We start from the raw sequence: 20,693 nt of genomic DNA, 5'->3' as shown, positions 1-20,693 counted from the left end.
TGAATTGTACGGGGGTGCTGTGACAGCGGCGGCCCCACGAGCGGTCAGGAGGCGAGGCTGTCCAGAGGTACGTGGGGGTCGGCCAGCGCCTCGGTGTCCAGCGGCGCCGCGGAGCGGATCAGGTTCTGGATCGGCTCTGTGACATCCCACACATTCACATTCATTCCGGCCAGCACCCGGCCCTCCTTCACCCAGAACGCGATGAACTCCCGCTTGCCCGCGTCCCCCCGGATCACCACCTGGTCGTACGACCCCGGCGGCGCCCAGCCGCTGTACTCCATCCCCAGGTCGTACTGGTCGGTGAAGAAGTAGGGGACGCGGTCGTAGGTGACGTCTCCGCCGAGCATCGCGCGGGCCGCCGCCGGGCCGCCGTTGAGGGCGTTGGCCCAGTGCTCGACCCGCAGCCGGGTGTCGAAGAGGGCGTGCGGGAAGGCGGCGACGTCACCCGCCGCGAAGATGTCGGGGTCGGAGGTGCGCAGCCGCTCGTCCACCACGATGCCGCCGCCGTGCGCACGGTCGGCGATCTCCAGCCCCGCCGCCTCGGCCAGCCCGATGCGCGGAGCGGCGCCGATGGCCGCCAGGACGTCGTGCGCGGGGTGCTCCTCGCCGTCGTCGGTACGGGCGGCCAGCACCATGCCGTCCTGGCCGACGATCTCGGTGAGCCGCACCCCGAAGTGGAAGCGGACCCCGTGCCGGCGGTGCAGGTCGGCGAAGAGGGTGCCGAGTTCGGGGCCGAGAACGCCGTGCAGCGGGGTCGGGTTGTGTTCGATGACGGTGACCTCGGCGCCGTACTCCCGGGCCGCCGCCGCCACCTCCAGGCCGATCCAGCCCGCGCCCGCGATCACGATGTGCCCGTTGTCCCGGCCGAGCGAGCTCAGCACGCCCTTGAGCCGCTCGGCGTGGGCGAGGCGGCGCAGGTGGTGGACGCCCGCGAGGTCGGTGCCGGGGATGTCGAGGCGGCGGGGCTCCGCGCCGGTGGCGAGAAGCAGCTTGTCGTAGTGCACGAGGGTGCCGTCGTCACCGAACCGGACCGTCTTCGCCGTACGGTCGATCGCGTCGACGGTCTGGCCGAGGTGCAGCTCGATGTCGTTCTGCGCGTACCAGGCGAGTTCGTGCACGAAGACGCTGTCGCGTTCCTCCTTGCCCAGGAGGTAGCCCTTGGACAGCGGCGGACGTTCGTAGGGGTGGTCGCGTTCGTCGCAGATCAGTATCACCCGGCCGGTGAAGCCCTCCGCCCGGAGCGTTTCGGCCGCCTTGGCGCCGGCCAGTCCTCCTCCGACGATGACGAACGTCTGGTCCGCGTCGACCACTTGATGCCTCCTCGTAAAGATGCCGCCACATGGGAGCGTCCCGCACTGAGCGTGATGCGGGAAGGGGGAGTGACCCGATCAGGCCACGGAGGGTCACATTCTTCTCACAGGCACCCCGTCAGTCTCGCGTGCAACGAGCGGGCCGACGCGTCGGTCAGGGAAGCGATCTGATCGACGATCACCCGTTTACGGGCGTGATCGCCGTCCGCCGCGTCGAAGAGCGACCGGAACTGCGGGTCCAGGCCGTCGGGAGCGCGGGCGGTGAGCGCCTCGGCGAGTTCGGCGACGACGATCCGCTGGTCGGCGCGGAGCCGCTCCTGCTCGGCGCGCCGCATCACGTACTGGTCGGCGACCGCCTTGAGGACCGCGCACTCCATGCGTGTGGAGCGCGGCACCACGAGTTCGGCGCCGTACCGGGTGAGGCGGCCGTTGCCGTACGTCTGGCGCGTGGCGGCCTCGGCGGCCAGGCAGAAGCGGCCGATGAGCTGGCTCGTGGCGTCCTTCAGACGGGCCTGGGCGACCGCCGTGCCGTCGTAGCCGTGCGGCCACCACTCCTGGCCCAGGAGGCGGTCGAGGGCCTCGGCGAGTTCGGCGGGGTCGGTGCCGGCGGGAACGTACCGGCCGATGGCGACCGCGAAGACCGCCTGCCGTTCCGGTTCGGCGCGCAGGCAGCCCGGGTCGATGTGGCCGGCGTGCAGGCCGTCCTCGACGTCGTGCACCGAGTACGCCACGTCGTCCGCCCAGTCCATGACCTGGGCCTCGAAGCAGGTGCGCGTGCCGGGGGCCTCCTTGCGGACCCAGTCGAAGACCGGCCGGTCGTCCTCGTACGCCCCGAACTTCCCCGACGCCGGGTCGGTGGGGTGGGCGCCGCGCAGCCAGGGGTACTTGGTGGCGGCGTCGAGGGCGGCGCGGGTGAGGTTGAGGCCGACGGAGCCTTCGGGGGTGAAGCGCTTGGGCTCGATGCGGGTGAGGAGCCTGAGGGACTGGGCGTTGCCCTCGAAGCCGCCGCAGTCGTCGGCGAACTCGTTCAGCGCCTGTTCGCCGTTGTGGCCGAAGGGAGGGTGGCCCAGGTCGTGGGAGAGGCAGGCCGCCTCGACCAGGTCGGGGTCGCAGCCGAGGGCCGCGCCGAGCTCGCGGCCGACCTGGGCGCACTCCAGGGAGTGGGTGAGCCGGGTGCGGGGGCTGGCGTCCCAGGCCGGGTGGTTCGGCTCGCCCGGGGTGACGACCTGGGTCTTGCCGGCCAGACGCCGGAGCGCCGCGCTGTGCAGGATGCGGGCGCGGTCTCGCTGGAAGGCGGTGCGGCCTGGGCGTTTGTCGGGCTCGTGGGCCCAGCGATCGGCTGACGCCGGGTCGTAGCCGGTGGGGGGTTCGGTCCCTTTACCTGCGGTGCCTTTACCTGCGGTGCCTTTACCTGGGGTGCCTTTGCCTGCGGTGCCTTCCATGATTCGACAGTACGGGTCGGCGGTGACGATCGGGGGGTTCCGGGTGTCTACTCGTCTGCCGAGTCTTGTTGTATGGCGGGTGCGGCATGTTCGTGGCTTGTCGCGCCCACGCGGCGGAGCCGCATATCGTCACAGCCCCGCGCCCCTGGGTGGGTGAGCCTGCCCCCCGTCTTCAAGCCGACGCCAGTGCCGGATTCGTCAGCGTCGCCGGGGTCGACAGGGCTTGGTCGTAGCGGTGCAGGACCAGGTGGGCCATTGCCTCGTGGGCGCCCAGGGGGGCCGAGGCGATCCCGGGGGCGGCTTCGGCGCACTGGGTGGCGAAGCGGCCGGGGGCCGTGAAGCAGGAGGCGACCGCCACTCGGTGGCGGCCTCGGGCGGCGAGGGCGCGTACGGCGGTCGGGACGGTCGGGGTCGCGGCGGAGGCGTAGGCGGGGACGACGGGCACGCCGAGGCGGTCGGCGAGGAGCCGGGCCGTGCGGCGGGTGTCGGCCGCGGAGTCGGGGTCGCGGGAACCGGCGGCGGCGAGCACGACACCGCTCGAACGGCGGGTGGCGTCGTCGGGGCCGGTGTGCCAGCCGGCCTCCAGCAGGCGGTCGTACAGGGTCTCCACCAGGAGCGGGTGGGGGCCGAGCGGTGCGGCCACGCGCGTGCGTGCGGTGGCGGCGGCGGCCATCTCGGGGATGTCCTGCTTGACGTGGTAGCCGCGGCTGAGCAGCAGCGGTACGAGCACGGCCGGGGCGTCGCCGAGGGCGGCGAGGGTGTCCGGGAGCAGGGGCTCGTTCAGCTCGATGTGGCCGAGGCGCACCGACAGGCCGGGGCGCAGCTCCCGTACCCGCTCCATGAGGGTGAGGACCGTCCGCAGCGCGCGCGGGTCGCGGCTGCCGTGTCCCACCAGGACGAGGGCGGGCGGGCCGGGTCGGCGCCTGCCGTCCAGGGAGACGAGGCGGAGCCGGCCGGCGAGCAGGCTGCTGATGTCCGCCATGATGTCCGCCGTGCTGTCGAGGTCCGTCATGGAACGATCCTGACGGCGGGAGGTTGCGCCCTCGTTGCACGGCCGTCACGGGAATTTTCCGTGGGTTCACGGCGTGCGCCCGGACCGTGTGAGGCGAACCGGATCACCGTGCGGCGCGTCCTCCTCGTCGGAACGGAGAAGGGGGACCCGCGTGAAGATCCGTCGACTGCGCCTGCCGCGGACGCGTGCCGGACGGCGGCGGCTGGTGCAGGCCGTGATGGCCGGGTGCGTGCTGGCGCTGCTTCCGGTGACCTGGCTGTTCGTGTCGACGGCCGACCGGCTGCGCAATACGGCGGACGTGCCGCGCACCGATGTCGCCGTCGTGTTCGGGGCGGGGCTGTGGGACGGGGAGCCGTCGCCGTACCTCGCGCACCGGCTGGACGCGGCGGTGAAGCTGTACCGGGCGGGGCGGGTGAGGGTGGTGCTGGTCACCGGCGACAACAGCCGGGACGATTACGACGAGCCGGACGCCATGCGTGCGTACCTGACCGAGCGGGGCGTTCCCGGCTCCCGCGTGGTCAGTGACTACGCCGGTTTCGACACCTGGGACTCCTGCGTCCGCGCGAAGAGGATCTTCGGCGTCGACCGGGCCGTCCTGATCAGCCAGGGCTTCCACATCCGCCGCGCGGTCGCCCTCTGCGAGGCGGCGGGCATCGACTCCTACGGCGTCGGCGTCGACGCCAAGCACGACGCCACCTGGTACTACGGCGGCACCCGCGAGGTCTTCGCCGCGGGCAAGGCGGCCCTGGACGCAGCTTTCAAGCCGGACCCCCGCTTCCTGGGCCCGAAGGAGACGGGGGTGGCCAGGGCGCTGGCCGCCGGACGGTGAGGGGCCTCACCGTGGGCCGACGGTGGCGGGGAGGTCACCGTCCCGGCCGTGTAACAGGGAGCCGTCACGGCACGTAACACGTGCGAAGCACGCTGGGCGGTATGGAGACGACCTCGACGCCCACCCACTGCCCGTACTGCGCCTTGCAGTGCGGGATGAATGTGACCCCCGCGCCGGGAGGGGGCGTCGAGGTGACCGAGCGGCCGGACTTCCCGGTGAACCGGGGGGCGCTGTGCGGCAAGGGGCGGACGGCTGCGGCGCTGCTGTCGCCCGGGGTGCGGCTGACCTCGCCGTTGGTGCGGTCAGGGGGTGAGCTGGTGCCCGCGTCCTGGGAGGAGGCGCTGGACCGGATCGCCGCGGGTCTCGCCTCGGCGCGCACCGCGTACGGTCCCGACGCGTGCGGGGTGTTCGGCGGGGGCGGGCTGACGAACGAGAAGGCGTACGCGCTCGGCAAGTTCGCGCGGGTGGTGCTGGGCACCTCGCAGATCGACTACAACGGCCGCTTCTGCATGTCGTCGGCCGCCGCGGCGGGCACGAAGGCGTTCGGTCTTGACCGGGGGCTGCCGTTCCCGCTGGAGGACATCCCGAAGACGGGCTGCGTGATCCTGGTCGGCTCCAACCTCGCGGAGACCATGCCGCCGTCGCTGCGTTTCTTCAGCGAACTGCGCGACAACGGCGGCACGCTGATCGTCGTCGACCCGCGCCGCACGAAGACCGCCGAGCAGGCCGACCTGCACCTCGCGCCCCGCCCCGGCACCGATCTCGCGCTGGCCCTGGGACTGCTGCACCTGGTGGTCGCCGAGGGCCGCACCGACGAGGAGTACATCCGGGAGCGCACGGCCGGCTGGGAGGAGGCGCGGGCCGCGGCGATGGCGCACTGGCCGGAGTACGTGGAGCGGATCACGGGGGTGTCCGTTCCGCAACTCCGGGCAGCGGTACGGCTGTTCTGCGAGCCGGAGGCAGCGATGGTACTGACCGCGCGCGGCCCGGAGCAGCAGTCCAAGGGCACCGACACGGTGGGCGCCTGGATCAACCTGTGCCTGGCGACCGGCCGCGCGGGCCGTCCGCTGTCCGGGTACGGCTGCCTCACCGGGCAGGGCAACGGGCAGGGCGGGCGCGAGCACGGCCAGAAGGCCGACCAGCTGCCCGGCTACCGCAAGCTGACCGACCCGGCCGCGCGGCGGCATGTCGCCGAGGTGTGGGGTGTGGACCCCGACAGCCTGCCGGGCCCGGGCCGCAGCGCGTACGAGTTGCTGGACGCGCTGGGCACGGACATCAAGGCGCTGCTGCTGATGGGCTCCAACCCGGTGGTGTCCGCGCCGCGCGCCGCGCACGTGGAGGAGCGGCTGCGGTCGCTGGACTTCCTCGCGGTGGCGGACGTCGTGCTGTCGGAGACGGCGGCGCTCGCGGACGTCGTACTGCCGGTCACCCAGTGGGCCGAGGAGACCGGCACGACCACCAGTCTGGAGGGCAGGGTGCTGCTACGGCGGCAGGCGGTCACCCCGCCCGACGAGGTCCGCAGCGACCTGGCGGTGCTGCACGGGCTCGCCTCCCGGCTGGGCGTGGAGAAGGGCTTCCCCACCGACCCCGAGGAGGTCTTCGGGGAGCTGCGCCGGGCGAGCGCGGGCGGGCCCGCGGACTACTCGGGGATCACCTACCGGCGGCTGGCGGAGGAGAACGGGGTGTTCTGGCCGTGCCCGGAGACGGCCGAGGTGGCGGAGGTGGCGCCTGGTTCCGTGGACCCGGCGGTGGGCCGCCAGGACCCCCAGGACTCCCCCGCCCCACACCCCGGCACCCCTCGCCTCTTCCTCGACCGGTTCGCCACCGAGGACGGCCGCGCGAGGTTCGTCGCCGTGACGCATCGGGCGGCGGCCGAGGAGCCGGACGACGAGTACCCGCTGCTGCTGACGACCGGCCGGGTGGTGTCCCAGTACCAGTCGGGCGCCCAGACCCGCCGGGTGCCCGAGCTGAACGCCGCCGCCCCCGGCCCGTTCGTGGAGCTGCACCCGCGGCTGGCGGCCCGGCTCGGGGCCGCCGAGGGCGACCCGGTGGCCGTGGTCTCGCGGCGCGGCCGTGCGGTGGCGCCGGCCCGCATCACCACCGGCATCCGTCCCGACACCGTGTTCATGCCCTTCCACTGGCCGGGCGAGGGCCGCGCCAACACCCTCACCAACCCCGCGCTCGACCCGACCTCGCGAATGCCGGAGTTCAAGGCGTGCGCGGTGCGGGTGGAGGCGGTGCGGTCCTAGGGCCTCTTGGGTAGGGGTCCGTCATGATCCATGGCGAAGCCCTCCGCTGGGGCCACTCCGCGCTCACCGTAGACGTCGGCCTCGGCGGCGACCGCCCGCCCCGGCTGCTGCGCGTGGCGCGTCCGGGCGATCCGGAGGTCCCGTACGAGGGTCTGCCGCTCGCCGACGTGACGCTGCTGGGTGCGGGCGCCGGCTGGTCCGGGCCGCGTTTCACGGGGACGGCGCTCGGCGCGCGGCTGCGTCACCGGGCGCACCACGCGACGTACGGTGACGACGGATGGCACCGTCTCACAGTCGAACTCCACGACTTGGAGAGCGGGTTGACCGTGTTCGCCGAGTACTCCGCCCCCGACGGCGTGCCGGTCCTGCGCTCCCGGGTGCGGCTGCGCAACGAGGGCCGCACACCCGTCACCGTCCGCGCCGTCGGCAGCCTGCTGCTGGGCGGGCTGCCCTCCCCCGACGTGCTCGACGCGCACCTGGCCCGCAACGACTGGCTCGCCGAGTGCCGCTGGTCCGCCCGGCCGCTGCGGGCCGCCGTGCCCGACATCGGCCGGGCGGTGCACGGTCACGACGCCCGCGCGGCCCTGCGGCTGACCGGCCGGGGCAGCTGGCCGACCGACGGCCACCTGGCGATGGGCGCGCTCACCGACCGTACGGACGGCCGGACCTGGCTGTGGCAGGTCGAGTCGGCGGCGGGCTGGTCCTGGGACGCCGGGGAGGCGGCCGGGCGGACGTACGTCGGCCTGGGCGGCCCGTCGTACGACGACCACGGCTGGCGCCGGACGCTGGCGCCCGGCGAGGAGTTCGTGTCCGAGTACGCCGCCCTGGCCCTCGGTGACGGCTTCGACGGGGCGCTGGCCGCGCTGACGTCGTACCGCCGCAGGATCCGCCGCCCGCACCCGGACCACGACCGGCTGCCGGTGATCTTCAACGACTACATGAACACGCTCATGGGCGACCCGACGACCGAGAAGCTGCTGCCGCTGGTCGACGCGGCGGCGGAGGCGGGTGCCGAGTACTTCTGCGTGGACGCCGGCTGGTACGACGCCGAGGACGGCGGCTGGTGGGACAGCGTCGGGGCGTGGCAGGCGGCCCCGCGGCGCTTCCCCGGCGGGATGGAGGAGGTGCTGGGGCGGATCCGGGCGCGCGGGATGGTGCCGGGGCTGTGGCTGGAGCCGGAGGTGGTCGGGGTGCGCAGTCCGGTCGCCGCCGAGCTGCCGGACGCGGCGTTCCTGCGCCACGACGACGGCACCCGGGTCACCGAACAGGGCCGCCACCAGCTGGACCTGACCCACCCTGCCGCCCGCGCGCACCTGGACAAGGCCGTGGACCGGATCGTCGGCGCGTGGGGCGTGGGCTACCTCAAACTCGACTACAACATCACCACCACGGCCCCGGGCCTGCTCGGCCACACCCGCGCCTGGCGCGACTGGGTGTCCGCCCTCCTGGACCGCCACCCGCACCTGGTCATCGAGAACTGCGCGTCCGGCGGTATGCGCATGGACGGCGCGTCCCTGTCCGTCACCCAGCTCCAGTCCACCTCCGACCAGCAGGACCCCCTCCGCTACCCGCCGATCGCGGCCGCCGCGCCGACGGCGGTGCCGCCGGAACAGGGCGCGGTGTGGGCGTACCCGCAGCCGGAGTTCACGGACACGGAGATCGGCTTCACGGTGGGGACGGCACTGCTGGGGCGCATTCATCTCTCCGGTCGCCTCGATCGTATGACGGATCGTCAACTCGGCCTGGTACGGGAAGCGGTGGCGGTCTACAAGGTGATCCGGGGTGAGCTGCCGGGCGCGGTTCCCTTCTGGCCGCTGGGGCTGCCGGGGTGGGATGACGAGTGGGTGGCGCTGGGGCTGCGGGCGCCGGAGGTGACGTACGTGTCGGTGTGGCGCAGAGGTGGCGGGGGCGAGGAACTCGCGTTGCCGCTGGCCGACTTGGCGAACGGCGTACGGGTGGAGGTGCTGCACGCGGCCGGGGCGGGCGCATCGGCCGAGCGGGACGGGGCGGGGCTGCGGGTGCGGCTGCCGGAGGTACCGGGGATGCTGCTGGCACGTCTACGGCCTGTTGCGGGTCAGCCAGTCCCCGCCCGCGATGAGCCGGCCACGTGCCCGAAGGCGGGCGGCGACGTGGGGCGCCGCGATGTAGACCCAGGCGCGGGCGGTTGAGCCGTCGGCGCGTACGACGTTCCGGCCGACCCTCTCGTAGAGGTTGCGCGGGTCGCCCGGCGCGTACTCCTCCAGCCGGTCGAGTTCGCGCAGGAGCCGTCCGTACTCCTCGGGCAGCGCGGTGACGAGGTCCCCGCGGACCTCACCGCCGGGCTGCTCGACGACATAGGGATAGCCGGGACCGTCGTACAGCACCGCGCCCGTGAGCCGGCCGGGCTCCTCCGAGCGTGTGCTGCCGCGAAGGTACAGGTCATGGTTGCCCTCGCCGGGGCGCAGGGTTCCGTAGACGAAGAACGGCAGGGTCACAGAAACGATTCTGTACCCCCTCCGACTCCCCACACATCTCCCCATAGGCGCTATGGACATGACATGTCGGTGGCCCTTAAATCTCAGGGACATCAGCGCGCCGCCCCCACGCCTTCCAGGCGCCTTCCCTAGGAGACCGATGAGTCGGACACGGCACCACCGAGGATCACGTCTCGCCACGGCCGGCATCGCCGCCACGACCGCCACGCTGCTGGCCGCGGCCCTCTCCCCCGCCGCGCACGCCGACGGCAGACCGACCCGGACCACCGCGATCGAGAACGCGGCGGCGGCACTCGTGGCCCACGCCACCGGCCTGGGACTCACCTCCACCCAGGACACCGCGGTCCGGGACGTGATCGTCGACAAGGACGGCACCCAGCACGTCCGCTACGACCGCACCTATCGCCAACTCCCGGTGCTGGGCGGCGACTTCGTCGTCCACCTCACCCCGAACGGCACGTACGGCAGCGCCGACCGCGCCACGCGCGGTGCGATATCCCTCTCCTCCATAACCCCGAAGGTCTCCGCTCCCAAAGCCGCCGACCTCGCGGTGAACGCGCTGCGCGCCGCCAACCTGGGCGAAACGCTACGGCAGTTGAAGGCCAAGCCGGAGCTGGTGGTGGACGCCCTGCACGGCAAGCCGAAGCTGGCCTGGCGCACCAACGCCGTCGGCAAGGACTCGCTCGGCAACCCGGTCGCCCGCACCGTCCTGACCAACGCCCTCACGGGCGCGCAGATCGACGCCTGGGACAGCATCGAGACGGCGACGGGCGACGGCCAGTCCCTCTACAGCGGTACGGTCCCGCTGGAGACGACGCAGTCCGGGTCCTCGTACCAGCTGAAGGACCCCACCCGCGGCAACACCTACACCGGCGACGCCGAGAACAAGACCGACCTGTGCCTCTTCGGCATCTGCTTCAGCCGCGCCCCCGCGACGCTGTACACGGACGCCGACAACCACTGGGGCACGGGGGCTTCGAGCGACCGTTCCTCGGCGGCGGTGGACGCCCAGTACGGCACCAACGAGACCTGGGACTACTACAAGAACGTCCACGGCCGCAGCGGCATAGCCGGCGACGGCAAGGGCTCGTACAACCGCGTCCACTACGGCAGCAGCTACAACAACGCCTTCTGGGACGACAGTTGCTTCTGCATGACGTACGGCGACGGTGACGGCACGACCTTCGGCCCACTGGTGGCGCTGGACGTCGCCGGTCACGAGATGACGCACGGCGTCACCTCCAAGACGGCCGCGCTGACCTACTCGGGCGAGTCCGGCGGCCTGAACGAGGCCACCTCCGACATCCTCGGCACCCTGGTCGAGTGGTACGCCAACAACCCCACCGACAAGGGCGACTACCTGATCGGCGAGCGGATCGTCCGGTCCGGCTTCGGCAAGGCGGCCCTCCGCTTCATGGACAAGCCGTCCAAGGACGGCAGCTCGGCCGACTACTGGAGCTCGTCGGTCGGGAACCTCGACGTCCACTACTCCTCGGGCGTCGCCAACCACTTCGCGTACCTCCTCGCGGAGGGCAGCGGCGCCAAGACCATCAACGGCGTCAGCTACGACTCCCCGACCTCCAACGGCTCGACGGTCACCGGCATCGGCCGCGACAAGCTCGGCAAGATCTGGTACCGGGCCCTGACCGTCTACATGACGTCCTCGACCAACTACGCGGGCGCCCGCACGGCGACCCTCAACGCGGCGAAGGACCTCTACGGCGCGGGCAGCGCGGAGTACAACGCGGTGGCGGCGGCTTGGAGCGCGGTCAACGTCAACTGACGAGCCCAGTGACAGCGGCCGTCTCGGTGATCGTGCCGGGGCGGCCGTTTCGCGGTGCCGCGGGGCAGCCCGGCCCCCGTCACGGGGCCGCCCCGAGCGGTCCTCACCCTCGATTTCGGCGCCTCACGCTGAGGCACGGAGGGCGTGTCGAGAAGCCACGGTCGGTCGTTTCCAGAGAGAACCGTGCGAGGACCACGACACGCACGGCTCCACTCACTGCACGGAGGGATCGAGCGAGTTGAGCCAGGCAACACCACCCGAGGAGGGGACTGCAAGGGTTCCACACCCGGCGCCCCCAGAGAGGAGACCTGGGGAGGGCGCCACTCCGGTCACTCCCGACGCCGCGAGGGTGATGAGCGAGATCGGAGAGATCCTCAGCGATCAGGACAGAAACCGCAGGGTGAAGGACGCTGAAGCCGAGGCGAGGATCAAGGAGGTCAGAGACGGCGTGCGCGCCACTGGAGCGCCACCGGCACCAGGTCGATCGCCGGAGGCCTCCGGGTCGGAGGCGGACCTGTCCATCCAGGCCCCAGGATTGCGGATGAAGTACAAGGGGACCAGTTATGTAGCGGTGGTCGGACTGCTCGTCATCGGGGTGGTACTAGGCATCAGATATTGGCCGAGCAGCGGCGGTTCTTCCAACTCCGTCCTGCCGAAGGCCAGTGCGGAGCCATCTTCGCCCCATGTGTCTCCCAGCCCTTCCACCGGAGCTACCGCTTCGCCGTCCAACAGGATGTCGCCACCCGCGGCGTCGGCGGGTCAAGGAGGCGAACCAGAGGTAAGGAACCACCATAAGCTGGTACTTCAATATGATGACGGGGTTGATCTCGATTCCACAGACCCGACTTGGACTTCGTACGGGACGGACGACGTCAAGCTGTCCTCCTGGGATGGCCCAGGACTGATCGGCGACGCCGGCGCCATCGCCAGATCCCCGAGCGCCGCGACCTGGAAATCATGCAACGAAGCTACGGAATTCGGCTACAAAGTAACGGAGAACAATATCAGGCACGGCATGACGCTATGTGTCTCGACGAATGAGCAGCGGACGGCACTCGTCAAGATTTTGGGGTGGCAGCGCCTTGACGACGGCGGATTGAGTCAAGTAATCATGGACGTTACGACCTGGGAAAGGCCATCGACGGAGTAGGCGAATCCCACCCATGCGTGAGGACAACGCCCGAGAGGCCGACGCTCTGGAGAGCGTCGGCCTCTCGGCATGCGGAGCCGCGGTTCAGGCGGCCAGTTCCGGTTCCCGCTCATGGGTTTCGGCGGGCCGCTCCGGCTTCATGTCACGCATCACCAGCGTGGCCAGCACCGCCGCCGCGAGGACGCCGGCCGCGCTGAGGGTGAAGGTGGTCGACATGGCGGAGGTGAAGGCCTCGCGGGCCGTGTGCAGGAGGGCGGGGTCGGTGGTGGTGAACGCGCCGGCGATGGACTGGCGGGCCGCGGTGGGGGCGTTGGAGGGCATGCGGGCCGCGTAGCCGCTGGAGAGGAGGGAGCCGAGGATCGCGATGCCGAGGGCGGTGCCGGCCTGCTGGATGGTGTCGTTCAGGGCCGAGCCGACGCCCGCCTTGTCCGCCGGGATGGTGCCCATCAGCGCGCCGACCGCGGCCGGCATCGCCATGCCCGCACCGAGGCCGAGGAGGCCGAGGGCGATCGCCGGGACGGTGAAGCCGGAATCGGCGTCGACCGTGGTCAGCAGGGCGAAGCAGGCGGCCATCACCAGCATGCCGGTGAGGATCACGAAGCGGTTGCCGATCCGGGCGGCGAGCTTGACGCCTCCCGTGTTGCCGATCAGCGCGGTCACCGCCAGCGGCAGGAAGGCCAGGCCCGCCTTGATGGGCGAGTAGCCGAGGACGAACTGGAGGTACTGGGTGAGCACGAGCAGCAGGCCGCCGTTGCCGATCTGGACCAGGGCCAGGGAGAGCGAACCGCCGCTGAAGTTGCGGTGCTTGAACAGGGCCAGGGGGACCATCGGGGCGGCGGTCAGGTTCTGCCAGATCACGAAGCCGGTGAGGGCGACCACCGCGGTCGCGAGGGTGAGCAGGGAGCGGCCCGCGAACGCGCCGTGCTGCGGGATCTCGATGATCCACCAGACCAGGGCGGTCATCCCGGCGGCGGAGAGCACCGCGCCCAGCGGATCGGCCTTCTGCCAGGGCGCCTTGGACTCCGGCATGAGGAGCAGGCCCGCGACGACGGCCAGGGCGACGACCGGCACGTTGAGGAAGAAGATCGAGTGCCAGGAGAAGTGGTCGATCAGGACACCCCCGAGGATCGGGCTGCCGACCAGGCCGAGCATCGACACCGAGCCCCACGCCGCCATCGCCTTGCCGCGTTCCTCCTCGTCGAAGACGGTGATGAGGATCGACAGGGTGGAGGGCATGATCAGCGCCCCGCCGACGCCCATCGCGACCCGCGCTGCGATCACTTCACCGGGGTCGGCGCAGAAGACCGCCGCCAGTGACGCCGCCCCGAACAGCAGCAGGCCGATCAGCATCACCTTCCGGCGGCCGAAGCGGTCACCGAGGCTGCCCGAGGTGAGCAGCAGGCCGGCGAAGACCAGGATGTAGGAGTCGAGGATCCACTGGGTCTGCTGGGCGCTCGCACCGAGGTCCTCGGTCATCGAGGGCACCGCGACGGTGAGGGCCATGCTGTCGATCACCAGGACCAGCGTGCTCAGGCACAGCACGACGAGGATCCACCAGCGGCGGGGGTCGCGGGACCGGGTCTCGCTCGGGGTTTCCTTCAGGGCTTCCATCGGCCTTCGTCTCCCTCTCGGCTTGCGCACACCGTTCCCAAATTGCGAACACCGTTCCGGCGGCGTCTGCGAACACTGTACGCATCGCGGAACGATGTGCGCAACTCCCGATCGCTGTACGCTGGACGCGCACGATGTACGCAGACAGGCCCGTCGGGGACGGGCGCGCAAGCCGTAGAGGAGCCTCATGGCCGCCAAGGCGAAGACGACGCAACCGGACCCGGTCCCCTCCGTCTGGGCGAGGCAGCGCCGCGAACCCGACCAGCCCGGCCTCAGCCGGGAGGCGATCGTCCGCGAGGCGATCGCGATGCTGGACGCCGACGGCGTCGAGGCACTGAGCATGCGCAAGCTCGGCGCCCGCCTGAACGCCGGCGCGACCTCCCTCTACCGGCACGTGGCCACCAAGGACGAGCTGATGGAGCTGGCCGTGGACGAGGTCGCCGCCGAGACCCACGTGCCGCCGGCGGACAGCCCCGACTGGCGGGCCGCCGTCACCGAGGCCGCGAACTCCTTCCGGGCGACGGCGCTCAGGCACCCCTGGCTGTCCTCGGTCATCGGCCAGGCGGGCCTGACCTACCTCGGCCCCAATCTGATGGCCTACTTCGAGCGGCTGGCCGCGCTGTTCGGCGCGATCGGCTTCCCCGAGCCGCGGGGCGCGATCGACGCGGTGCTGTCCTACACGCTCGGCATGAGCACCACGGAGGCCGCCTGGCTCACCACGGTCGCCCGCTCCGGGGAGAGCGAGGCCGAGTTCGTCGCCCGGCTGATGCCCAGCGCCCAGCAGGCCGCCGCCGCCCACGACCACCTCGCCGAGTCCTACGCCGAGGCCTCCGCGGCGACGGAGGATCCCGTGCGGCTGCGCGACGCCAAGTTCGCCTACGGCCTGGACGTCGTCCTGGACGGGCTGGCGCTGCGGTTGCCGCACGGTTAGGGGTCCCGCGACCAGACGTTCACCCGGGGCGCCCGGCCGTTCGGGTGCTCTTGTCCGGGGCCCCTCGTACGCCCATGACCTGCCGGAACGCCGCTCGGGGGGCCGGGCGGTGACACCCGTTCATCCCATCCCGGGCATCCGCTCGACAAGCGCGCGCGGCGATGTGCCACTTACCTCGGAAGAGCACGTCAACGAGTCGGACGAGCTCGAGGGAGCACCATGCGTCGCACCGCCCGTCTGCTGACCGGTACCGCGCTCGCCGCCGCCACCGCCGGGCTGGCCACCACGCCGGCGTACGCCGGGAACGCCACCGGGCTCGACGTGTACCCGTCCACAGTGGCCCCCGGCGACACGGTCACGGTGAACACGGCGGCCTGCGAGGGACGCGGCGCGGCGGCCGGGGACGCCACCGCGGTGGGCGCCGGGACGTTCATGCTGGCGCCCAGTACGCACGAGGGCGAGGCGATCGGGCAGTTCCGGGTGCCGCCGAGCGCTCAGCAGGGGACGTACGAGATCGTCGCGCGGTGCGCCGAGGGCAGTACGGCCGGCAAGGGCGACAAAGCCGACGAGGCCGGTAAGGGCGGCACGGCCGAGGACGGTAAGCGGGTGACGGGCGACCTGGTGGTGACGCTGGTGACGGCGCGCGACCAGCTACAGCCGCACGGAAGTGTGAAGACGGGGGTGGGGGGCGCACTGGGCTCCGACCCCACGCATACCACGGCGGGTGTGGCGGCTCTGGCCGTCGCCGCCGCGGGCGGTACCTGGCTCCTGCATCGCCGGGCGAGAGGCGACGGGTTCTGACGGACACCCTCCGCTGTCCGTCAGCCGGTACCGCAACTCCCTCCCCCTCCGGGCCCGATGCCCCTCGTGGCCCGGAGGGGGAAGGGGGTCCAACTCCAGGAAGGGATTCGGGAAGGGATCCGGGAGGGATCCGGGAGGGATCCGGGAAAGGATCCGGGAAGGGATTCGCATGCGCAGGATCGGGGACACCGCGATAACCGCGGTCACCGTGGTCGCCCTGGGCTCCGGGGCGTGGCTGCTGGGCAGCGGCTACGGGACGCACGCCCCGCCCCAGCCGTCCGCCGTCGAGGGCCGCCCCGATCCCGCCGAGGAGCGGCTCGCGTCCCCCGCGCTGGCGCCCTCGCCGCCCACCCGCATCCGCATCCCCGCGATCCGCGTGAACGCCCCGCTGATGGGGCTGGGCCTGACGAGTTCGGGCAGCCTGGACGTGCCGCCCGCGGGGAACAAGAACCTCGCCGGCTGGTACGAGGCCGGCACCAGCCCCGGCGAGCGGGGCACCGCGATCGTCGCCGGGCACGTCGACAACACCGAGGGTCCCGCCGTCTTCTACGACCTCGGCGCCCTCAGGCGCGGCGCCGCGATCGAGATCGCCCGGCAGGACGGGAGCGTGGCCGTGTTCACCGTGGACGCGGTGGAGGTGTACTCGGCGCGGAACTTCCCCGACGAGAAGGTGTACGGCGCGGCGAAGCGCCCCGAGCTGCGGGTGATCACCTGCGGCGGGGGCTACTCGAAGACGACCGGGTACCAGGGGAACGTGGTCGTGTTCGCCCATCTGACGGGGAGCCGATAGCGCCTCACAGCAGGCCCCGACGCATGCCCAGAGCCCTCACACCCCCTCCCCGCCCCCGCTGAGGGCAGCGTTCCTCGCGGGAAACAGATGTGATGCGGCCGGGTAACGTCCGCACCGCACGCTCAAGGACATGACCTCGAATACGCGTGTGGTGGTGATCGGCGCCGGCCTCGCGGGCGTACGGCTCGCCCGGCGGCTCGGTGAGCTCGGCACGCCCGCGCTGCTCGTCGGCGAGGAGGAGCACCGCCCGTACAACCGGGTGCTGCTCGCCGAGGTGCTGGCCGGCCGTTACGCACCCGAGGTGATCGCCCTCCCGGCGTTCGACGGCCTGCTCCGCACCCGCGTCACCGGCATCGACCGCGCCGCACGTCAGGTGCGATGCGCGGACGGCTCGGAGATCGCATACGACTGGCTGGTCCTGGCCACCGGCTCCAACCCCGTACTCCCGCCGCTGCGCGGCCTGTTCACCCCGGACCACGAACTCCCCGAGGGTGTACACGCGTTCCGCACCATGGACGACTGCCTGGGCCTTTCCAAGGCGGTCCGGCCGGGTGTGCGGGCGGTCGTCATCGGCGGCGGACTGCTCGGGGTCTCCGCGGCCCGGGCGCTCGCGGTGCGCGGCGCGCAGGTCGTCCTCGCCCAGCAGGGCGAGCGGTTGATGGAGCGCCAGCTCGACCCGGCCGCCTCGAAGCTCGTCCGGCGCCACCTGGAGGAACTGGGCGCCGAGGTGCACACCGAGTGCCGGGTACGGGACGTGCGCTGCGTGGCCGGCGCGGTCCGCTCGGTGGAGATGGCCGACGGCTACGCCCTCGACGCCGACCTGGTGGTGCTGGCCTGCGGGGTTCACCCGCGCACCGGTCTCGCCCAGGACGCCGGGCTCGCCGTCCACAAGGGCATCCTGGTCGACGACGAACTGCGCACCTCCGACCCGCACATCCACGCGATCGGCGACTGCGCCCAGCACGACGGCACGGTGTACGGCCTGGCCACCCCGGCCCTCGAACAGGCCGAGGCGCTCGCCGAGCTGCTCGCCGGACGCGCCGGCGTCCGCTACACCGGCACCCGTTCCCTGACCCGGCTCACCCTGACCGGGCAGGACTCCCCCTTCGACCTCGCCGCCTTCGGGGAGCCCGAGCCGCGTCCCGGCGACGACGTCGTGCAGCTCACCGACGCCACCCGGGGCACCTACCGCAAGGTCGTCGTCCGCGACGACCGCCTGGTCGGCGGGGTCCTGGTCGGCGAACTCGGCACCGTCGGCGCGCTCGCCCGCGCCTGGGAGGGAGCAGAGCCGCTCCCCACGGACGGCGGCCCCCTGCTCCACCTGCTCACCAACGATGGAGGCTCCTGATGACCGCCACCCTGGGGGCCACCCCCACGATCGTGCTCGTCGGCCACGGCATGGTCGGCCAGCGCTTCCTCGAAGCGCTCGCCGAGCGCGGCCTGACCGCCACGCACCGCGTGGTCGTGCTGTGCGAGGAGCCGCGTCCCGCCTATGACCGCGTAGCGCTCACCTCGTACTTCTCGGGCAGGACGCCCGAGGACCTCTCCATGACCGACATGGAGTTCATCGACACGCACGGCATCGAGCTGTACGTCGGTGACCCGGCGCAGACGATCGACCGCGAGGCGAGGAAGGTCACGGCCAGGTCGGGCCAGGTCTTCGAGTACGACACCCTCGTCCTCGCCACCGGCTCGTACCCCTTCGTGCCGCCGGTCCCGAACAAGGACGCCGAGGGCTGCTTCGTCTACCGCACGATCGAGGACCTGCTCGCGATCGAGGAGTACGCGAAGACTGCCCAGGTGGGCGCCGTGGTCGGCGGTGGTCTGCTCGGTCTCGAGGCGGCCGGTGCCCTGAAGGGTCTCGGACTCACCTCGCACATCGTGGAGTTCGCGCCGCGCCTGATGCCGGTGCAGGTCGACGAGGGCGGCGGCGCCGCGCTGCTGCGCACCATCGAGGACATGGGCCTGACCGTGCACACCGGCGTGGGCACGCAGGAGGTCGTGGTCGGCTCCGAGGGCGCCGTCACCGGTATGAAGCTGTCCGACGGCTCCGAACTGGCCACCGACCTGGTGGTGTTCTCCGCCGGTGTCCGCCCCCGCGACCAGCTCGCCCGCGACTGCGGCCTCACGGTCGGCGAGCGCGGCGGCATCACGGTCGACGAGCAGTGCCGCACGGTCACCGACCCGCACGTGTTCGCGATCGGCGAGTGCGCGCTGGCGGCGGACGGCCGGGTGTACGGCCTGGTGGCGCCCGGTTACGAGCAGGCGGAGACGGCCGCCGCGACCATCGCCCGGGACGAGGCGGCGTTCAACGGCGCCGACCTGTCCACCAAGCTCAAGCTCCTCGGCGTCGACGTGGCCTCCTTCGGCGACGCGCACGGCACGACCGAGGACTGCCTGGACGTCGTCTACTCCGACTCCCGCGCGGGCCTGTACAAGAAGCTCGTCATCGGCCGGGACGGCACGCTGCTCGGCGGCATCCTGGTCGGCGACGCGGACGCGTACGGCACCCTGCGCGCGCTGACCGGTTCGGTCCCGCCGATCTCCCCCGAGTCGCTCGTCCTGCCCGCCGGAGCCGGCTCGGGGGCCCAGCTCGGCCCGTCCGCCCTCCCGGACGAGGCGATCATCTGCTCCTGCCACAACGTCAGCAAGGGCACGATCCGGGGCGCGGTCACCGAGCACCGGTGCACCACCGTGCCCGAGGTGAAGAAGTGCACCAAGGCCGGTACCGGCTGCGGCAGTTGCGTGAAGGTGCTCGGCCAGCTGGTCACCGCCGAACTGGAGGCGAGCGGCGTCGAGGTCGACAAGGGCCTGTGCGGCTGCTTCTCCCAGACCCGCGAGGAGCTGTACGAGATCGTCCTCGCCCTGCGCGTCACCTCGTACCAGGACCTGCTGGACCGGTACGGCCGCGAGGGCGCCCGGGGTGGCGACGGCTGCGAGGTCTGCAAGCCGGCGGTGGCCTCGATCATCGCCTCCCTCGCCCCGACGATCGGCGCGAGCGGCTACGTCCTGGACGGCGAGCAGGCGGCCCTCCAGGACAGCAACGACCACTTCCTCGCCAACCTCCAGAAGAACGGCTCGTACTCGGTCGTGCCGCGCATCCCCGGCGGTGAGATCGCCCCGGAGAAGCTGATCGTGATCGGCGAGATCGCCCGGGACTTCGGCCTCTACACGAAGATCACCGGCGGTCAGCGGATCGACATGTTCGGCGCCCGCGTGGAGCAGCTGCCGCTGATCTGGGCGCGGCTGGTGGACGCCGGCTTCGAGTCCGGGCACGCCTACGGCAAGTCGCTGCGCACGGTGAAGTCCTGTGTGGGCCAGACCTGGTGCCGCTACGGAGTGCAGGACTCCGTGCGGATGGCGATCGACCTGGAGCTGCGCTACCGGGGGCTGCGCTCCCCGCACAAGCTCAAGTCCGCGGTCTCCGGCTGCGCCCGGGAGTGCGCGGAGGCCCAGTCGAAGGACTTCGGTGTGATCGCCACCTCCAACGGCTGGAACCTGTACGTCGGCGGCAACGGCGGCGCGACCCCACGCCACGCGGACCTGCTGGCCCAGGACCTGTCCGACGCCGAACTGATCCGTCTGATCGACCGGTTCCTGATGTTCTACATCCGCACCGCCGACCGGCTGGAGCGCACCTCCACCTGGCTGGAGCGGATCCCGGGCGGCCTGGACCACGTACGGGACGTGGTGGTGGAGGACTCGCTCGGCATCTGCGAGGAGCTGGAGGCGCTGATGGCGGCACACGTCGGCGGCTACCGCGACGAGTGGGCCGAGACCATCAACGACCCCGAGAAGCTGGCCCGGTTCGTGTCCTTCGTGAACGCCCCGGACACCCCCGACCCGGTCGTCGGATTCGTCCCCGAACGCGACCAGATGAAGCCCGACCTGCCGCTGCTGTCCATCGGCATGCGCCCCACCGAAGACATTCTGGAAGGAAGCGCCCAGCGATGACCCTGGCACCCGAGACCACCGATCTGAAGGTCCAGCTCCAGCTGGACACCGAGGACGATGACTGGTTCACGGTCTGCGACCTCAGCGCCCTGACCCCGGGCCGGGGCGTGGCCGCGCTGCTGCCGGACGGCCGCCAGGTCGCCCTGTTCCGCGACCGGAACGGCAGCCTGTACGGCATCGACAACCGCGATCCGTTCGGCGGCGCGGCGGTCCTCTCCCGCGGCCTGACCGGCACCCACCAGGGCCGCCCGTTCGTCGCGTCCCCGCTGCTGAAGCAGCGCTTCGACCTGGTCAGCGGGGAGTGCCTGGACGACGAGTCGGTGACGATCGCCGCGTACGAGGTGCGGGCCTCCTGAC

At 72.0% G+C, this 20,693-nt stretch carries 15 protein-coding genes; 10 read left to right on the top strand and 5 right to left on the bottom strand.

Annotated elements, in window-relative coordinates; genetic code table 11:
- Positions 1 to 44 precede the first annotated feature (44 nt).
- From ACWGJM_RS19570 to ACWGJM_RS19560, 3 genes are all read right to left on the bottom strand, one after another.
- Positions 45 to 1,310 carry an NAD(P)/FAD-dependent oxidoreductase gene (locus ACWGJM_RS19570; protein ID WP_453412929.1) on the bottom strand — a complete coding sequence of 422 codons (1,266 nt, stop codon included), beginning with the start codon at positions 1,308 to 1,310 and terminating at the stop codon, positions 45 to 47.
- 104 nt (positions 1,311 to 1,414) lie between these two features.
- Positions 1,415 to 2,752, bottom strand: coding sequence for a deoxyguanosinetriphosphate triphosphohydrolase (locus tag ACWGJM_RS19565; protein WP_453412928.1), 1,338 nt, complete (start codon positions 2,750 to 2,752; stop codon positions 1,415 to 1,417).
- Positions 2,753 to 2,924: 172 nt separating this feature from the next.
- Positions 2,925 to 3,764 (bottom strand): sirohydrochlorin chelatase, encoded by an 840-nt coding sequence (locus ACWGJM_RS19560; protein WP_453412927.1) that lies wholly within the window; start codon positions 3,762 to 3,764, stop codon positions 2,925 to 2,927.
- 151 nt (positions 3,765 to 3,915) lie between these two features.
- On the opposite strand from ACWGJM_RS19560, the gene ACWGJM_RS19555 reads away from it, so the two are divergent.
- The 3 genes from ACWGJM_RS19555 to ACWGJM_RS19545 all read left to right on the top strand — a co-directional run bounded on the left by ACWGJM_RS19555 (position 3,916) and on the right by ACWGJM_RS19545 (position 9,010).
- Entirely contained in the window at positions 3,916 to 4,593 is a 678-nt protein-coding gene (locus ACWGJM_RS19555; RefSeq protein ID WP_453412926.1) for a SanA/YdcF family protein, read from the top strand.
- 101 nt (positions 4,594 to 4,694) lie between these two features.
- On the top strand, positions 4,695 to 6,842 hold the full coding sequence (locus ACWGJM_RS19550; RefSeq protein ID WP_453412925.1) for a molybdopterin oxidoreductase family protein: 2,148 nt from the start codon (positions 4,695 to 4,697) through the stop codon (positions 6,840 to 6,842).
- A gap of 23 nt (positions 6,843 to 6,865) precedes the next feature.
- The gene (locus tag ACWGJM_RS19545; RefSeq protein WP_453412924.1) at positions 6,866 to 9,010 is read left to right on the top strand and encodes an alpha-galactosidase; all 2,145 of its coding nucleotides are present in this window, start codon (positions 6,866 to 6,868) and stop codon (positions 9,008 to 9,010) included.
- On the opposite strand, the gene ACWGJM_RS19540 is transcribed toward ACWGJM_RS19545, so the two are convergent.
- Positions 8,900 to 9,316 (bottom strand): gamma-glutamylcyclotransferase family protein, encoded by a 417-nt coding sequence (locus tag ACWGJM_RS19540; RefSeq protein WP_453412923.1) that lies wholly within the window; start codon positions 9,314 to 9,316, stop codon positions 8,900 to 8,902. The two genes, ACWGJM_RS19545 and ACWGJM_RS19540, sit on opposite strands and share 111 nt — an antisense overlap.
- 139 nt (positions 9,317 to 9,455) lie before the next feature.
- Here ACWGJM_RS19540 and ACWGJM_RS19535 point away from each other — a divergent pair, with 139 nt between their 5' ends.
- Positions 9,456 to 11,099, top strand: coding sequence for a M4 family metallopeptidase (locus ACWGJM_RS19535; RefSeq protein WP_453412922.1), 1,644 nt, complete (start codon positions 9,456 to 9,458; stop codon positions 11,097 to 11,099).
- Positions 11,100 to 12,333: 1,234 nt separating this feature from the next.
- Here ACWGJM_RS19535 and ACWGJM_RS19530 read toward each other — a convergent pair.
- Positions 12,334 to 13,860, bottom strand: coding sequence for an MFS transporter (locus tag ACWGJM_RS19530; protein WP_453412921.1), 1,527 nt, complete (start codon positions 13,858 to 13,860; stop codon positions 12,334 to 12,336).
- A gap of 187 nt (positions 13,861 to 14,047) precedes the next feature.
- Between ACWGJM_RS19530 and ACWGJM_RS19525 the strand changes: the two genes are divergently transcribed.
- The 6 genes from ACWGJM_RS19525 to nirD all read left to right on the top strand — a co-directional run bounded on the left by ACWGJM_RS19525 (position 14,048) and on the right by nirD (position 20,692).
- Positions 14,048 to 14,791 carry a TetR/AcrR family transcriptional regulator gene (locus ACWGJM_RS19525; protein WP_453412920.1) on the top strand — a complete coding sequence of 248 codons (744 nt, stop codon included), beginning with the start codon at positions 14,048 to 14,050 and terminating at the stop codon, positions 14,789 to 14,791.
- Positions 14,792 to 15,010: 219 nt separating this feature from the next.
- Positions 15,011 to 15,592 carry a hypothetical protein gene (locus ACWGJM_RS19520; protein ID WP_453412919.1) on the top strand — a complete coding sequence of 194 codons (582 nt, stop codon included), beginning with the start codon at positions 15,011 to 15,013 and terminating at the stop codon, positions 15,590 to 15,592.
- Positions 15,593 to 15,761: 169 nt separating this feature from the next.
- The gene (locus ACWGJM_RS19515; RefSeq protein ID WP_453412918.1) at positions 15,762 to 16,382 is read left to right on the top strand and encodes a class F sortase; all 621 of its coding nucleotides are present in this window, start codon (positions 15,762 to 15,764) and stop codon (positions 16,380 to 16,382) included.
- A 130-nt stretch (positions 16,383 to 16,512) separates the two neighbouring features.
- Positions 16,513 to 17,730 carry an NAD(P)/FAD-dependent oxidoreductase gene (locus ACWGJM_RS19510; protein WP_453412917.1) on the top strand — a complete coding sequence of 406 codons (1,218 nt, stop codon included), beginning with the start codon at positions 16,513 to 16,515 and terminating at the stop codon, positions 17,728 to 17,730.
- Positions 17,730 to 20,336 carry a nitrite reductase large subunit NirB gene (gene nirB / locus ACWGJM_RS19505; protein WP_453412916.1) on the top strand — a complete coding sequence of 869 codons (2,607 nt, stop codon included), beginning with the start codon at positions 17,730 to 17,732 and terminating at the stop codon, positions 20,334 to 20,336. The genes ACWGJM_RS19510 and nirB overlap by 1 nt, the downstream gene beginning before the upstream one ends.
- Entirely contained in the window at positions 20,333 to 20,692 is a 360-nt protein-coding gene (nirD, locus tag ACWGJM_RS19500; RefSeq protein ID WP_453412915.1) for a nitrite reductase small subunit NirD, read from the top strand. Before nirB ends, nirD begins: the two co-directional genes overlap by 4 nt.
- The last annotated feature ends 1 nt before the right edge of the window (position 20,693 follow it).

It is taken from the genome of Streptomyces sp. NPDC054834, assembly GCF_053611185.1.
This window is presented reverse-complemented; position numbering and strand designations above follow the sequence as displayed.

Excerpts from the sequence above, each read along its gene's own strand:
- ACWGJM_RS19565 (WP_453412928.1), bottom strand. The coding sequence starts at position 2,752 with ATGGAAGGCACCGCAGGCAAAGGCACCCCAGGTAAAGGCACCGCAGGT.
- ACWGJM_RS19560 (WP_453412927.1), bottom strand. The coding sequence starts at position 3,764 with ATGACGGACCTCGACAGCACGGCGGACATCATGGCGGACATCAGCAGC.
- ACWGJM_RS19550 (WP_453412925.1), top strand. The coding sequence starts at position 4,695 with ATGGAGACGACCTCGACGCCCACCCACTGCCCGTACTGCGCCTTGCAG.
- ACWGJM_RS19545 (WP_453412924.1), top strand. The coding sequence starts at position 6,866 with ATGATCCATGGCGAAGCCCTCCGCTGGGGCCACTCCGCGCTCACCGTA.
- ACWGJM_RS19535 (WP_453412922.1), top strand. The coding sequence starts at position 9,456 with ATGAGTCGGACACGGCACCACCGAGGATCACGTCTCGCCACGGCCGGC.
- ACWGJM_RS19530 (WP_453412921.1), bottom strand. The coding sequence starts at position 13,860 with ATGGAAGCCCTGAAGGAAACCCCGAGCGAGACCCGGTCCCGCGACCCC.
- ACWGJM_RS19525 (WP_453412920.1), top strand. The coding sequence starts at position 14,048 with ATGGCCGCCAAGGCGAAGACGACGCAACCGGACCCGGTCCCCTCCGTC.
- ACWGJM_RS19520 (WP_453412919.1), top strand. The coding sequence starts at position 15,011 with ATGCGTCGCACCGCCCGTCTGCTGACCGGTACCGCGCTCGCCGCCGCC.
- ACWGJM_RS19515 (WP_453412918.1), top strand. The coding sequence starts at position 15,762 with ATGCGCAGGATCGGGGACACCGCGATAACCGCGGTCACCGTGGTCGCC.
- ACWGJM_RS19510 (WP_453412917.1), top strand. The coding sequence starts at position 16,513 with ATGACCTCGAATACGCGTGTGGTGGTGATCGGCGCCGGCCTCGCGGGC.
- nirB (WP_453412916.1), top strand. The coding sequence starts at position 17,730 with ATGACCGCCACCCTGGGGGCCACCCCCACGATCGTGCTCGTCGGCCAC.
- nirD (WP_453412915.1), top strand. The coding sequence starts at position 20,333 with ATGACCCTGGCACCCGAGACCACCGATCTGAAGGTCCAGCTCCAGCTG.